Raw genomic sequence first — 14756 nt, 5'->3', positions numbered from 1 at the left:
AGCCGCAGTTGATGCTGCGCGCTCATAATCCGAAACACACCCGAACAACCTGCCAACGTTGGGGGGTTGAGGCGACCTTGTATCCGATTGCCTGTGCGAGCCTTTCCGCCTTCTCGGGTGAACGGTTCCAAAGGAGAATCTGATGCCCTGCCACCGCCAAATTTCTGGCCATATGGCACCCCAGACGACCCAGTCCGACAAATCCGACCCGTATCAGGCGACTTTGTCTGACTTGATTCCAGAAATCGCCTGAACCAGATTATCCTCGTTCACTTCTTCGGAACTAAACTCGCGAATGATTTCGCCGTGGAACATCGCAATGACCCGATCCGAGACGCGCAACACTTCAGGCATTTCCGAGCTAATCACGATGACTGCGTACCCTTGTTTTGCCAAATCACGGATCAAATTGTGGATTTCCGACTTGGACCCCACATCAATGCCGCGCGTTGGCTCGTCCACAATGAGCACCCGAGGCGCCATAGAAAGCCACTTGCCGATGACAATTTTTTGTTGATTGCCACCCGACAAATTGCCTACTTGTTGTCGCCAACTCGGTGTTTTTATCGCCAGTTTGTCGCGATACAGATCAAAGATCGCAATTTCAGCGCCGTCAGAAACGAAGGGCCCCGCCGTAAGATCGCCGACCTGCGGCAACGTCATGTTATCGCGACAGTTCATGCCCAACACCAACCCTTGCTCTTTGCGGTCCTCGGGCACCAGTGAAATTCCATACCGGATCGCATCAATGGGAGAGCTAATGTTAACCTCTTGCCCGTCCAACAGAATTTTCCCTGCTGAAGAACTACGAAGCCCGAATAAGGTCTCGGCAATTTCGGTCCGCCCTGCGCCTACGAGGCCATAAAACCCGACGACTTCGCCTGCGTGTACCTTGAAATTTACGCCATGGAACAGCGCACCACAGGAAAGATCTCGCACTTCAAGCGCAACCTTCCCAAGGGGGGCGTGCTCGATCGCCGCCGTAAGATCGAGGCTGCGCCCGATCATCAACTGCGTCACCTCGTCTTCATTGGTGTCCGCAGTGATAAGCGACCCGCGATATTCTCCGTCGCGTAACACACTGACCTTGTCGGAAATTGTGAAAATCTCGTCCATGCGGTGGGAGATATAAACGATGCCCACCCCTTGGCTGCGCAAATCATTAATGATGTCGAACAGCACAACTTTTTCCGCGTCAGTCAAGGATGCGGTGGGTTCATCAAAGATCACCGCCTTGGCGTCCACCGTGAGGGCGCGGGCGATTTCGACCATTTGCTTGTTGGCGATCGAAAGATCACCGACGATGGTTTGCGGTGTGAACCCACACTTCAGGCGCTCCAAAATCGCACCAGAATCCGCATGGAGTTTTTCAAAATCTACGCGTCCGAAACTTTTTCTCGGCAGCTCTCCCAAGTAGATGTTTTCAGCAACGCTCAACTCATCAGCGAGGCTCAACTCTTGGTGGATGAACACAACCCCCTTGGATTTCGCATCTAAGGGCGAGGCCATGATGGCGGACACTTCTTCAATGAAAATACGCCCCTCGTCGGGTTGGTGGATACCGCCAAGGACCTTCATCAACGTGGACTTGCCAGCGCCGTTTTCCCCGAGAAGTGCATGCACTTCTCCGCGCATAACCTGAAACGAAACGCCATCAAGGGCGCGCACCCCTGGGAAGGTTTTTACGATATTTTCCAACCGCAGTGCTGGGATTTGGTCAGTCATGCTTTCAACTCCTCTTTGCCCTTGCGGTTCAATTGCTGGTCAAAAAGCAGGACAGCGATCAAAATCAAACCGATCACAAGGTTGACCATCGCCGTATCCGCCCCTATGTGACCAAGGCCTTTGCGCAGTAATTGGATCGCAATCACCCCCCCAAAAGTGGAGATGATCGACCCGCTCCCTCCCGTCAATTTGGTGCCCCCAAGAACAACCGCTGTAATGACCCAAAGCTCGTAAAGGGTGCCATCATTGGGATTCACCGAACCGCTGGCGGCATAAAAAACCACGGCACTGAGGGCCGCGAGAAAGCCGATTAACACAAAGTTCCACACCATATGCGGTCCGACTTTGATCCCCGCATTGACCGCAGCACTCCGGTTGTCCCCAACCGCATAGGCGTTGCGCCCATGAATTGTGCGCGTCATGATCAGCCAGATAATAACGGTCGCAGCAACAAAAATGATTGTCGGTGTCTCGATCCCGAAAACGTCGGATTCAGCAAAATCCACCAGCGTCCAGTTCAAATTGGAGGTCGGATTTTCGCCGTTATACATAAAGACCAAGCCGCGAAAGCCGAGCATCGATCCAAGGGTGACAATAAAGGCATCCACACCCGTTTTCCACACGATCATTCCGTTTATCAGGCCTAAAACCATTCCAGTGATCAAAGACAGGAAAATCGAAATAGGTATGACCCAATCCCCAAGACTCGCGAAGATTGGCCAAGTCATACTATCGAGCATAACAACCGCGCAAAGCGCATAGGTCGCACCGACCGAGAGGTCGATATTGCCGTTGATCATCACAATCGTCATTCCAAGCGCGATAATGCCAATGGGGGCAGATTGTTTAAACAACAGCAACATATTTTCGCCGTCCATAAACGCCTTGTCAGAAAGAGATAGGTACTCCCCTGCGACCGAGAAAAAGATCAGCTCTAAAACGATGAAGGCCCAGATCGCGTTGTCCTTCAGAAACGTTAGTTTTTTTGAATTTTTCATGTCCGTTCCCTCAAGCAATTGGTGACAAAAGGCGGCCACGTTTTGCCGCGATATCCAGCCACACAGCCAGAATAATGATGGCCCAAGTGACGACGTATTGAACGTAGAATTGCAATCCAACCAGCAGTAGGCCGTTCTGGATAAAACCAAGGATTAAAACACCAATGACCGTTTTGAACACCGTGCCAGAGCCGCCCATCAACGACGCGCCCCCAAGGATAACAGCAGCAAGAACGTCGAGTTCCAGCCCCTGCCCCACGGTGTTTTGGCTGCCCAACGACCGGCTGGCCTGAAGCAAACCTGCCGTGGCGACACAGAAGGACGAAATCAGGTAACACATAAAGATCACCCGAGCGCGCGGCACACCAGAAAACGTTGCCGCAATCCCATTGCCCCCCACCGCATAAGTTTTTCGCCCAAACGGCGTCTTGGCCAACAACAAGCTCAGAACTACGGCCAACAGCCCGAAAATAAGAACGGGGACAGGCACGCCCAAAACTTCTTCTCGCCCGAAGAACCCGAACCATGTGCCTTGTTTGTCGGCGATATCCATGTTTTTCCCGCCGGAATACGTGAGCGTCAAGCCGTGGATAGCCGACAACATGCCTAGCGTCACAATCAGCGAATTCAGTTTTAAATACCCAACAAGAAATCCAACCAAAGCCCCCAAGGCCATTGTCATCGCGAACATAACAGGAATGGCAAGTTCTGGACCGATTTTGTCATGAAGATCGAGAACGACGATGGTTGAAAAGGACATCATCGAGCCAACAGAGAGATCAAGATTGCCGCTAATAACCACGAACGTGACACCAAGCGCCATTACCCCAAGAATGGCCGACGAGCGCACAACGCCCAGAATATTATCTAGGCCAAGAAACCGATCATTCGCCAAAGCAAATCCAACCATGAATATCGCAAAAGCGATCAAAATCCCTTGGCGCGCCAAAACATTGCCAATAGCCTTCATTTTATCATCTGCCATTATGTCCTCCCCACGCGGTCCTTCAGACCAGCGTCATTCCCCCGTCGATCATCACGATCTGTCCGGTCATATAGTCGCTATCACTCGAAGCCAGAAACGTTGTTGTACCCGTAATATCAGCAGGTTGCGCCACGCGTCCTTTTAAAATTCCCGTCGCGAATTCTTCCATCGCTTCGCCTGGTCGGCTTGAGGCGCCCATTTCCATCAGGCTTCGGTCCACATCTTCCCACATCTCTGTGGCGACTACGCCCGGCGCAAAGCCTGTGACAGTAATATCATGCTTCGCAAAATCACGCGCGCCCGCTTGCGTTAGGGCGACGACGGCGAATTTTGAGGCACAATATGGGGCCACGTTATCAAACCCCTGTCGGCTCGCAATTGACGCGGTGTTAATGATTTTCCCACGGGTTCCTTGCGCAATCATTTGCTTGGCGGCTTCCTGCATCCCGATCATTACACCAAGCGCATTGATGTCCATTATGAACTTCCAGTTTTGTTCCGTAACATCCAAGAAATTCATCGGTTTGTTAACACCAGCATTGTTGAATTTAACGTCCAACTTACCAAAGGCATCCACGGTCTGGGAAATCATCGCGACGACCTGTTCACGCTGGGTGACATCGACCATACAGGACAAAACCTTCCCGCCATGTTTCTTGGCGCGCGTCTCGTTCTCTGACGCGACCTTCGCAACCTTATCGCCATTGATGTCCGCGAAACAAACGTCCGCGCCCTCGTCCAACAATGCCTCACCAATGGCGCGCCCAATTCCCTGCGCCGCTCCCGTGACGATACAAGATCGCCCAGTGACTCGTCCCATGGCACCCCCTCAGTGTTTCAAAATATTTAGAAAAAGGGCGGATGGATCGTGTATAATCCATCCGCCCTCGGGAGCGTTCCTAGAAGACAGGCTTCGTGAACTCATCCATATTCGCTTTGGTGATCTTGGGCGTATCGAAGTAGTTCAAAAACGGAACTTCTTTGCCATTCAGAACATCCAAGGCGGTCTTGAGCGCGGCTTCGGCGTCATCGACCGGAGACTGGTAGATCGAGCCATAATATTCGCCGCGCGCCATCGCTTCATAGCCAACGGCAAAGTTTGTGGCACCGACGAAAGCGATTTCGCCAACGCGACCCGCCGCAACGGCAGCGTTCATCGCGCCAACACCCATGTTGTCATCTCCAGCGTAAACACCGTCAATGTCATCATATTTTACGAGGAATGCTTCCATGACCGTTTGCGATTTCTCACGGTTCCAGTCACCAGGTTGCGTTTCGACCAACTCAACGTCTGGGCACACTTCGGGAAGGCGATCTTCGAACCCTTTGGCGCGCTCGATCGCCGTTGTGTAGCCAGGTTGGCCCGAAATTTGCAGGACGCGGCCTTTGCCACCCAACGCTTCACACATCAATTCCGCAGACCGAGATCCTTGTGTGATGTTGTCCGGCCCCGAGAAGGATTTAACAAACTCGTGCCCCGCTTCGGCGATATTCGAGTTGGTGACAATAACCGGAATGCCTGCTTTGAACGCTTCGCGCACGGCGGGGATAACCGCTTCGCCATTCGTTGGCCAAATGATGATCGCATCAACTTCCTGTTGAATGAGATCCTGCATTTGAGCAATTTGGCGCGCAACGTCACCGCCAGCATCCAAAACCACTGCCTCTACATCTGCATTCGCTTCGGCCGCTGCGATAAAGGCCTTTTCATAGGTCGTTTGATAGCTATCGACACCAACGTTATTTTGCGTAATTCCGATTTTATATGTGTCGGCAGCTGCGGCACCAGCAATAACTAATCCTGCGATTGCCGTTGTCCCCACAATCAGTGATTTTAATGACGTGTTCATTTAGGTTCCTCCCATTTATCCATTTTCCCTCAGGTTGCAGCCCCTCCCGGACTAGGAACGAATCCTTAAAGCAACCTCGTTCGTCAATCTTCGCGAAATGCAGAGCGCACCTGCCTTCAAATATATCCATTTTGAATATTTTAGTATCCAGAATGGATATTTTCCCCATACTTCCCAGACACTCATTCTGAACATTCTACGGAGGTGGGGCATTCCCCATAGGTATTAAATGAACACTTCTCGCAAAGACGGACTGGCTCCTTTGAAAATGCAAGACATCCTTAAAGACAATCTGAACACCCCGGGGGTCCCCTCTGGGGCGGCTCCCACCAAGGGTGGCGTAGAAGTGTTGCGTGTCATTGGATTTCTTGAGGCATTCACAAGCGAAGTTGATACCGCGTTGGAAATCACGGCTCCCAATCCGTATTTGAATATGGCGCTCACACTGATCCGCAACCACGTTGAAGGCAAGGCAATAACCGCCTCGGCGCTTGTCGCGGCCTCCGGCACCCCATATGCGACGGGCCGACGCAAGCTCGACGAGATGCTAACCTCAGGCCTTATTGAACAGCGCCCCCGTACAAAAACTGGCAAAACATTCTCGCTACACCCGAGCGTCGACCTCATGTCCAAATGGGATCAACTGACGGGGCGTGTTCTGCGGTTGGCCGCACAAAGCCTTGGCACCAGCGACAAAGAAGCCGCCGAGAAGCACTATTATTTTGGCGGCTCCTATATGGATGGCAAGACCATTCCGGCCCCGCAAGTCTTGCCCGAACCGCTCGCCCTTGCGGGTGGTCTTCGTATTTTGGTGCATGGCGATCCAACCTTCATGGTGATGGATAATCTCAAGCGTCAATTTGAACAAATGATCGGTGCCAAGATCAACCAGCGCGCCTTTTCCATCGACCGCTTACACGAAGAAACCCTGCGCAATTTTGACCGCAAGGTAAGCCGCTACGATATTATCGCAGTTGATTTGCCATGGATCGGTGAGTTTGCGGACAAGGGCGTTCTGCTCCCCCTCGACAATCTACTGGATGTCGAGCGCCTTGATCCGAGTGATTTTCACACTGCAGGTTGGCAAGGGGCACATTGGGGCGGCCGCCCCTTTGGCGTTCCCAGCCAAACAACGCCTGAGTTGTTGTTTTACCGCAAAGACTGGTTCGCCCAAGCGGGACTTGAACCGCCTTCAACGACCGATCAAGTGTTAAACGCTGCCCGCACCCTCCATAACCCATCTCGGGGACGATATGGCATTGCGTGGAATGCCGCGCGCGGCACCGCGCTTGGGCACCAATTCATGATGGCCTGCGCCGACTTCGGCCAACCGATCTTGAACCTTCATCCGATCGCGGGGGGCTACAGCGCGGACGTTGCAAATAGGACCGATTTGGAGCCAACGATTGACACACCGCTTGGGTTGCAAGCGGCCGAATACCTCAAAAACCTGCTCGATTTTTCGCCCCCCGACATCCTCTCCATGTCTTGGTATGAGCGGATGCGCCCCTATGCGGCCGGCAAAATTGCGATGGCCTATGGCTATACGTTGCTCGCGCCATATTTTGAGTCCGACCCCTCGTCTCCTGCCTTTGGCGAGACCGGATATCTACCGCACCCTGCGGGACCGTCGGGGCATCCCGTTGCCCCTGTGGGCGGCTATGTCTTGGGCATTCCGTCCAATATCGCCGAAGAACGACGCGGCCCAGCCGCCGAAGCGCTGATCGCCTTCACGTCTCCTGCGGCACAAAAACTCTATGTCCAAAATGGCAGCCGCACCGCCCCACGGTATTCCGTGGGCGCTGATCCCGAAGTCCGCCGCCTCTCCAGTATTTTCGAAGCTGTGGATGCAATGTCTTGGCGCGATGAGTTGCAATTTTGGCCCCGCCCTCCGATTCCGCAAATTGCTGAAATCACACGCATTTGCGGCGAGGAAATGCACGACATGTTGCGCGGAATTATTAGCCCGCGCGACGCCCTGAAAAACTCTCAATCGAGGGCAGAAATCGCCCTAAGACAATAACATAGCGAGGACACCATGGACCCTAAACGCCTATCAGGTAAGAATATTCTCATCACCGGTGCCGCCCGTGGCATGGGGGCAGCAAATGCCGAAAACTTTGCGGCTCAGGGGGCAAACATTTGCGTCGGTGATCTGGATCTGGACGAAGCGCAAAAGGTCGCGGACGGTATCAACGCCCAAGGCAACGGCAAAGCAATCGCGGTCCGAATGGATGTGACAATACGCGAAGACAACGCTTCGGCGGTTGCGGCCACGGTCGCCGCTTTTGGCTCCATCAATGTTGGCGTTTTCAATGCCGGCCTCAACAAACCCCGTTTCTTCATGGATATTGATGAGGAAAACTGGGACACGATCATGAATGTAAACACTAAGGCAATGTGGCTTGGTATGCAGGAAACCGCCCGCCAAATGATCGAACAAGGTCCGATGGCTGATCATCCCTATAAGTTGATCAACGTTGGCTCAATTGCATCACGCAAACCTTTGGTCGATGTGACGGTCTATTGCACCTCAAAATACGGCTGCCTTGCTCTAACCCATTGTGGCGCGGTTTCCTTGGGCGAGCACAATATTACCGTCAACGGCTACGCCCCTGGTGTCGTGGTGACCCCGCTTTGGGAACAGCTCGACAAAGATTTGGTCGAGATTGGCTTTAAGGAGCGCGCCGGACAGGCCTATGAAGACATCGCCGAGAACGAATTGGTGATCAAACGGGTGTCCTACCCCAAAGATATTGTTGGCACGGCTTCTTTCCTTGTCAGCGACGACAGCGACTACATGACGGGTCAAATGATCCACATCGATGGCGGCTGGTGCATCCAGTAACCTTCGGGCGCTAAGCCCACCCACGATACAACATTCAATTTTTTAGCGCGCCCATTGGCGTGCCAAGGAGGCTATCATGGCTCAACCAAATATATCCGCCCTCAACCCGCGCATCCTGCAACCGGGCGATATCGACCCTAACTGGCGCTGGGACAAGCACATCCCGTCATCGGGCCATATGTCCGTCGATTTCGAGAACCGCGTCAATCACGACCGCTTGCGCCGCTACCGTCTTTCCCGTGCCAAGGACGCGTTGAAAAAGTCCGACCTTGGCTCGATGCTGATGTTTGACACCAACAATATTCGCTATGTGTCCGGCACCAAAATCGGCGAATGGGAACGCGATAAAATGTGTCGTTTCTGTTTGTTGGCGGGCGACGAAGAACCCTATGTTTGGGATTTTGGATCCGCCGCGGTCCACCACCGCGACTATTGCGATTGGCTTGATCCAGAGCGGATGCTTGCGGGTGTTGTCGGCATGCGCGGCACCATTCCGCCTTCCTTCGGACTTATGAAACGCTATGCCGAAGAGATCGCGGGCCTGATCAAAAAGGCTGGCATGGCCGGAATGCCTGTGGGCGTCGACTATGCGGAAACCGCCATGTTTTTTGCGCTGCAAGAGGCAGGTTTGAACGTTGTTGACGGCCAGCAAGTGATGCTCAGCGCGCGTGAAATCAAGAATATTGATGAGATCCAACTGCTGAACCAAGCCGCCGCCATGGTCGATGGCGTTTACCATATGATCTATGAGGAGCTAAAACCCGGTGTACGCGAAAACGATATCGTCGCGATGTCCAACAAAATGCTCTACGAGATGGGCTCGGACGATGTTGAGGCGATCAACGCGATTTCCGGCGAGCGCTGTAACCCACATCCGCACAATTTCACCGACCGGCTTATCCGCCCCGGAGATCAAGCGTTCTTTGATATTTTACAATCTTATCAAGGCTATAGAACGTGTTATTACCGCACTTTCAACGTCGGATTCTCGACCCCAAGTCAGGACGACGCCTATGTCAAAGCCCGCGAGTGGATTGACGCCTCAATAGAAGCGATCAAACCCGGTGTGACCACCGACGAGGTCGCCAAACTCTGGCCCAAAGCCGAAGAATTTGGCTTCCCAGACGAGTTGTCCGCGTTTGGCCTTCAGTTTGGCCACGGTCTCGGCCTCGCGCTGCACGAACGCCCTATCATCAGCCGCGCCGTATCCTTGGATAACCCAATGGAAATCCAAACGGGCATGGTCTTTGCGTTGGAAACCTATTGCCCCGCAACCGACGGGTATTCTGCGGCACGGATCGAGGAAGAAGTCGTGGTGACAGACACGGGTTGTAAGGTGATTTCGCTCTTCCCCGCGCAAAACCTCCCGATCGCCAACCGATACTAACCTCCCTGAACGTCCCCGCTTGCGCCTTCTTGCTCGGGCGGGGACTTTTTAGCGAAAGGCCAGACATGAGTACCGCGAAAACAAACACCGAAGACTATCTGCGCATGTACACCCAAATGGCGCGCATTCGCGCGTTTGAGGACAACGCAAACCAGCTGTATCTCAGCGCCAAAATGCCCGGTCTGACCCATATGTATTCCGGTCAAGAGGCCGTTGCCGTTGGCATCTGCGAAGCTTTGACCAAAACGGATAAAATCACCTCGACCCATCGCGGCCACGGCCATTGCGTCGCCAAAGGCGCCGACTTAAAACGGATGTTTTGCGAGCTTTTGGGCAAAGAAGAGGGCTACTGCAGGGGCAAAGGTGGCTCGATGCATATCGCGGATCAGTCCAACGGAAACTTGGGCGCAAATGCCATTGTTGGCGGTTCCATGGGCATTGCCACAGGGTCCGCTCTCAGCGCCAAACGTCTGGGAACAGAGGATGTAACGGTCTGTTTCTTTGGCGATGGCGCCACCGCACAGGGCTTGATGTATGAGGTCATGAACATGGCCGCGCTTTGGAACTTGCCGGTGATTTATGCCTGCGAAAACAACCTTTACGGCGAATATACCAGAGTTGAAGAAACAATGGCCGGATCGATCACTGCCCGCGCAGAAGCCTTTGGTATTGAAGCGTTCAAAGTCGATGGTCAGGACGTTTTGGCCGTCAATGATTTGGCGCAAAAGCTGGTGGCGCGCTGTCGCAAGGGCGAAGGGCCGTTCTTTATTGAGTTGGAAACCTACCGATACCACGGCCACCATGTCGGCGACATTAACCGCACCTATTACCGCTCCAAGGAAGAAGAAGCCCATTGGAAAACGGAACGCGACCCCATCATCAATTTTGGAAAATGGCTCACCGCTGAGGGCATCACAACGGAGGCGGAATTGGAAGCCATCAAGGCCGACGTAAAAACCGATGCCCAAGCCGCCGTGGAATACGCCCTTTCCGCCAAATACCCTGACGAGGCTGAAGTCGACATGCACGTCTTCGCCGCCAACGCCTAAGGAAAAACCATGCGCGAAATTACACTTTCCAAGGCCGTAAACGAGGCCATCGCCGAAGAAATGCGGCGCGACGATACCGTTTTCCTGCTGGGCGAAGATGTGGCCGAGGCCGGAACCCCGTTCAAAGTCCTGTCGGGTTTGGTTGAGGAGTTTGGTCCCGAGCGGATCATCGACACGCCAATCGCGGAACCCGGTTTCATGGGCATCGCCGTTGGCGCCGCCATGACGGGCAGTCGTCCTATCGTCGATCTGATGTTTGGCGATTTCCTGTTTCTGGTCATGGACCAGTTGTGCAATCAGGCGGCCAAGACGCATTATATGTCTGGGGGCAATTTGAGTGCGCCGCTTGTTTTGCGGACAAATCTCGGGGCCACACGCCGCTCGGCAGCCCAACACAGCCAGTCGCTCCATGCCCTCGTCGCCCATATACCGGGCCTCAAAGTTGCGATGCCTTCGTCCGCCTATGAGGCAAAGGGTTTGATGAAAACGGCCATTCGGGACAACAATCCTGTCGTCATCTTCGAAGACAAGCTGATGTATAACGACAAGGCCCCCGTCCCCGAGAAAGAATATCTGATCCCTTTCGGTGTTGCTAACATCAAACGTGAAGGCACGGATATCACGCTGATTGGCACCTCATCGATGGTCCAGATTGCCGAAGCCGCCGCCGAGATTTTGGCCGCTGAAGGGATCAGTGCCGAAGTCATTGACCCGCGCACGATTGTCCCCCTCGATGAAGACACCATTCTAAAATCCGTGCGCAAAACCAGCCGCGCCATTGTGATCGACGAAGGACACCAAAACTATGGCATCACGGGAGAGATCGCATCGCGGATCATGGAAAAAGCCTTCTATCATCTAGACGGTCCGGTGATCCGCATGGGGGCGATGGATGTGCCTGTGCCGTTTTCGCCAGCCTTGGAAGACATCACCGTTCCAACCGCCGAAACGGTTGCCGAAACCGCCCGAAAACTCATGCGTGGGGAGATGTTCCATGGCGCATGAGGTCATCATGCCCGCCCTAGGGATGGCGCAGGAAACAGGTAAAATCGTACGCTGGCAGAAGCAAGCGGGCGATTCCGTCAAGATCGGCGACGTGTTGATGGAGGTCGAGACCGACAAAGCGGTGATGGATGTCGAAGCGCTCGCGGATGGCTATTTAGGCTCCGTCAGTGCCGCGGAGGGCGACGACGTGCCCGTCGGACAGGTCATCGCATTGATTTCAGACAGCGCAGACGCAACATCCGATGTGCTGCCCGTTGCATCACCCGCCATACCGCAGACTACCGGGCCCGTAGAATCGCAACCGACGGCGCCTTCACTTGCTAAAACAGCGCCCCCTCCTGCGCCTGCCCCCCTGCCAATAAATGGTACGGACGCGAAGATTTTTGCCTCGCCTAAAGCCCGCCGTTTGGCCAAGGAACAAGGCTTGGATCTGGAGCGCTTGGTCGCTCTTGGACACCCGCAACCCTATCACGCAGCGGATCTGGAAACTCTGCGCAGTTTACCCGTAACCCGCGCGCCCACAGCACAGCAAGCCGCGGCGATGCCAAATCAAATCACCGCGCGGGTCGCCACTAAAGGCACGCAGGACTTTCTCCAATGGATGCTGGCCGAGGGCAATGTTACGCTCGCGCCATCAGCCATCTGGGCCGCCTTTGCCGCCGCCGCGCTGCGAACGGCACTTCAAGCGGGCGATGATGAACTGGTCATTTCGCTATTGGACCTCCAAGCAGAAGGGCGTTGCCTGACAAACCCCGATCGGGCGCGTTTGTCATTTTTGTCCGAGAGTGATCCTGATGCTGCCGCCAATTTGATCCTGCGGGATTTAAGCGCCAGCCCGATTTCCAGTCTGCGCCTCGCGGGTTGGGGCGCGCCTTCCCTCAGCATCGCCACCGAGGGAGATACCTATCTGATCTGCCTTGATTTCACGCCCTATCAGCTCTCCGACGCGCAGGCCATCCAGCTTATTTCTGAATTCGCTGATCGCCTGACCGACCCTTTGCGCCACTTACTTTGATATTCTGGAGTCCCTAATGAAACATACTGACCTCTACATTGACGGCCAATGGCGTACTGGTGCATCCGGCACCCGTTTTGACGTGATGAACCCCGCAACCGAAGAGGTGCTTGCTTCTGTGGCCTCTGCGGAAATCGCCGACGCCGATGCCGCCCTTGATGCCGCCGAGGCCGCGATGGCGCTTTGGGCGGCCCAAACCCCACGCCACCGCTCCGAAATCTTGCGCAAAGCATGGGATCTGATGACGGCCCGTTTACCCGAATTCGCCCACCTGATTACGTTGGAAAACGGTAAAGCTCGCGCCGATGCGATGGGCGAGGCAACCTATGCCGCCGAGTTTTTCCGCTGGTTCTCCGAGGAAGCCGTGCGTGCCGACGGGATGATAACGCATGCCCCAGCCTCTGGCGCGCGGATCATCGTGCACCACAAACCTGCGGGCATCGCGGTGCTTGTCACCCCGTGGAATTACCCCGCCGCAATGGGCACCCGCAAGATCGCTCCCGCTTTGGCTGCAGGCTGTGCCGTGATCATTAAACCAGCCTCCGAAACGCCGCTGACCATGCTGGCGCTGATGCCGCTTTTGGAGGAAGCTGGCGTGCCCAAAGGCTTGGTCAATGTCCTCCCTTCGCGCAAATCCGGCGCATTGGTGGATCACATGCTGCATGACCCTCGCGTACGAGTTGTCAGCTTTACCGGCTCGACGGGCGTGGGTCGGAAGCTGCTCCATTCCGCAGCCGACCAAGTGTTGAAGCCAGCAATGGAACTGGGGGGCAACGCACCGCTGATCGTCTTTGAAGACGCCGATCTTGACGTCGCCGTCGAGGGGGCAATGTTGGCAAAAATGCGCAATTTGGGCGAGGCCTGCACCGCCGCCAACCGCCTCTATGTGCATGCCGATGTGGCCGAAGCCTTTACCACGAAATTCACCGCAGCAATGGCGGCCTTAACGATGGGCGACGGGACCGACCCAAGCGTGGACGTTGGGCCACTGGTGAATGCCGATACGCGCGATAAGGTTGCCGCATTTGTTGCAGATGCCGTTGCCAAGGGGGCCAAAATTGAACTGGGCGGCACCGCGCCAAGTGGCAAGGGTTTCTTTTACCCGCCAACCGTTTTGTCCAACGTCGCAGAGACCTCTGATTGCGTGCACGACGAGATTTTCGGCCCCGTTGCCGCCCTGCAAACCTTCACCGACCAAGAAGACGTAATCCGACGCGCCAACGACACGGAATATGGCCTCGTGGCTTACGTCTTTTCCGAAAATATGAAGCGTGCTCTGCAGGTCTGTGAGCGTCTGGAATACGGTATGGTTGGTTTAAACCGTGGTTTGGTCTCCGATCCCGCAGCGCCCTTTGGGGGAGTCAAACAGTCAGGCTTAGGACGCGAAGGGGGCCATGAAGGCATGCTTGAATTTATGGAAACACAATATATTTCGGCCAGCTGGTAGGGGGAGCAGTGTGTCGGATGAAATTGTCGTCCGACGACGCCGCAATTAGCTCTAGATCGCGGCATTTGGTAAGTAGATGTATTTGGGACGGTTACCGCCGCATCCTAGCCACCAAAAGCGTCCTCTTTCAGTCAGAACTAATAGGTGTCCGTTTAGAGAACACGTTTAAACAAAGTGACCATAGATTGGCCTGCTTTACGTCTCCGCAGCCTTCTTTTGCTCTTTTTCAATCGTTTGCATAAAGCGTTCCAATGCACGCTCACTACCAGATTGTTTTGTCTTAGTTATATTGGTGGTGTCATGTGTTGACGGCCCCTGTTTTGCAGGGATTTATTTGAGCTGATTTTGATCGTTGCAGGTTGCGGTCATGTGTCCGGCCTGTTGACGCGGTGCATGTGACCGCTGGCCTTTCCTCTCAGCGATGCCAGCATCGCCTGCCAGACAACG

Annotated in this window: 13 protein-coding genes; 7 read left to right on the top strand and 6 right to left on the bottom strand. The window is 54.5% G+C overall.

The genetic code is table 11. The features are described from left to right. Positions 1 to 22 precede the first annotated feature (22 nt). The 6 genes from AB9F27_RS20000 to AB9F27_RS19975 all read right to left on the bottom strand — a co-directional run bounded on the left by AB9F27_RS20000 (position 23) and on the right by AB9F27_RS19975 (position 5558). Positions 23 to 214 carry an NAD(P)-binding domain-containing protein gene (locus tag AB9F27_RS20000; RefSeq protein ID WP_335584736.1) on the bottom strand — a complete coding sequence of 64 codons (192 nt, stop codon included), beginning with the start codon at positions 212 to 214 and terminating at the stop codon, positions 23 to 25. Further along, positions 214 to 1725 carry a sugar ABC transporter ATP-binding protein gene (locus AB9F27_RS19995; protein WP_335584659.1) on the bottom strand — a complete coding sequence of 504 codons (1512 nt, stop codon included), beginning with the start codon at positions 1723 to 1725 and terminating at the stop codon, positions 214 to 216. Before AB9F27_RS19995 ends, AB9F27_RS20000 begins: the two co-directional genes overlap by 1 nt. Further along, positions 1722 to 2723, bottom strand: a complete 1002-nt coding sequence (locus AB9F27_RS19990) for an ABC transporter permease (RefSeq protein WP_335584658.1) — start codon at positions 2721 to 2723, stop codon at positions 1722 to 1724. Before AB9F27_RS19990 ends, AB9F27_RS19995 begins: the two co-directional genes overlap by 4 nt. Before the next feature lie 10 nt (positions 2724 to 2733). Further along, the gene (locus AB9F27_RS19985) at positions 2734 to 3708 is read right to left on the bottom strand and encodes an ABC transporter permease (protein WP_335584657.1); all 975 of its coding nucleotides are present in this window, start codon (positions 3706 to 3708) and stop codon (positions 2734 to 2736) included. Between the two features lie 22 nt (positions 3709 to 3730). Then, complete coding sequence (locus tag AB9F27_RS19980) at positions 3731 to 4528, bottom strand: SDR family oxidoreductase (protein ID WP_335584656.1); 798 nt, start codon at positions 4526 to 4528, stop codon at positions 3731 to 3733. Positions 4529 to 4607: 79 nt separating this feature from the next. Then, positions 4608 to 5558, bottom strand: coding sequence for a sugar ABC transporter substrate-binding protein (locus tag AB9F27_RS19975; protein WP_335584655.1), 951 nt, complete (start codon positions 5556 to 5558; stop codon positions 4608 to 4610). A gap of 229 nt (positions 5559 to 5787) precedes the next feature. On the opposite strand from AB9F27_RS19975, the gene AB9F27_RS19970 reads away from it, so the two are divergent. The 7 genes from AB9F27_RS19970 (at position 5788) to AB9F27_RS19940 (ending at position 14309) form a co-directional block, all read left to right on the top strand. Further along, positions 5788 to 7581, top strand: coding sequence for an extracellular solute-binding protein (locus tag AB9F27_RS19970; protein WP_335584654.1), 1794 nt, complete (start codon positions 5788 to 5790; stop codon positions 7579 to 7581). Between the two features lie 15 nt (positions 7582 to 7596). Beyond that, positions 7597 to 8406 carry an SDR family oxidoreductase gene (locus tag AB9F27_RS19965; protein WP_335584653.1) on the top strand — a complete coding sequence of 270 codons (810 nt, stop codon included), beginning with the start codon at positions 7597 to 7599 and terminating at the stop codon, positions 8404 to 8406. A gap of 76 nt (positions 8407 to 8482) precedes the next feature. Continuing rightward, positions 8483 to 9793 (top strand): Xaa-Pro peptidase family protein, encoded by a 1311-nt coding sequence (locus AB9F27_RS19960; protein WP_335584652.1) that lies wholly within the window; start codon positions 8483 to 8485, stop codon positions 9791 to 9793. A 65-nt stretch (positions 9794 to 9858) separates the two neighbouring features. Continuing rightward, entirely contained in the window at positions 9859 to 10842 is a 984-nt protein-coding gene (locus AB9F27_RS19955) for a thiamine pyrophosphate-dependent dehydrogenase E1 component subunit alpha (protein ID WP_335584651.1), read from the top strand. A gap of 9 nt (positions 10843 to 10851) precedes the next feature. Then, complete coding sequence (locus AB9F27_RS19950) at positions 10852 to 11847, top strand: alpha-ketoacid dehydrogenase subunit beta (protein WP_335584650.1); 996 nt, start codon at positions 10852 to 10854, stop codon at positions 11845 to 11847. Beyond that, entirely contained in the window at positions 11837 to 12862 is a 1026-nt protein-coding gene (locus tag AB9F27_RS19945; protein WP_335584649.1) for a biotin/lipoyl-containing protein, read from the top strand. Before AB9F27_RS19950 ends, AB9F27_RS19945 begins: the two co-directional genes overlap by 11 nt. Before the next feature lie 16 nt (positions 12863 to 12878). Next, positions 12879 to 14309 (top strand): NAD-dependent succinate-semialdehyde dehydrogenase, encoded by a 1431-nt coding sequence (locus AB9F27_RS19940; RefSeq protein WP_369758038.1) that lies wholly within the window; start codon positions 12879 to 12881, stop codon positions 14307 to 14309. The last annotated feature ends 447 nt before the right edge of the window (positions 14310 to 14756 follow it).

The organism is Falsihalocynthiibacter sp. CO-5D18 (assembly GCF_041205445.1).
Taxonomy (GTDB): Bacteria; Pseudomonadota; Alphaproteobacteria; order Rhodobacterales; family Rhodobacteraceae; genus Falsihalocynthiibacter; species Falsihalocynthiibacter arcticus.
The sequence above is the reverse complement of the archived record's forward strand: the minus strand, read 5'-3'. Positions and strand labels throughout refer to the sequence as shown.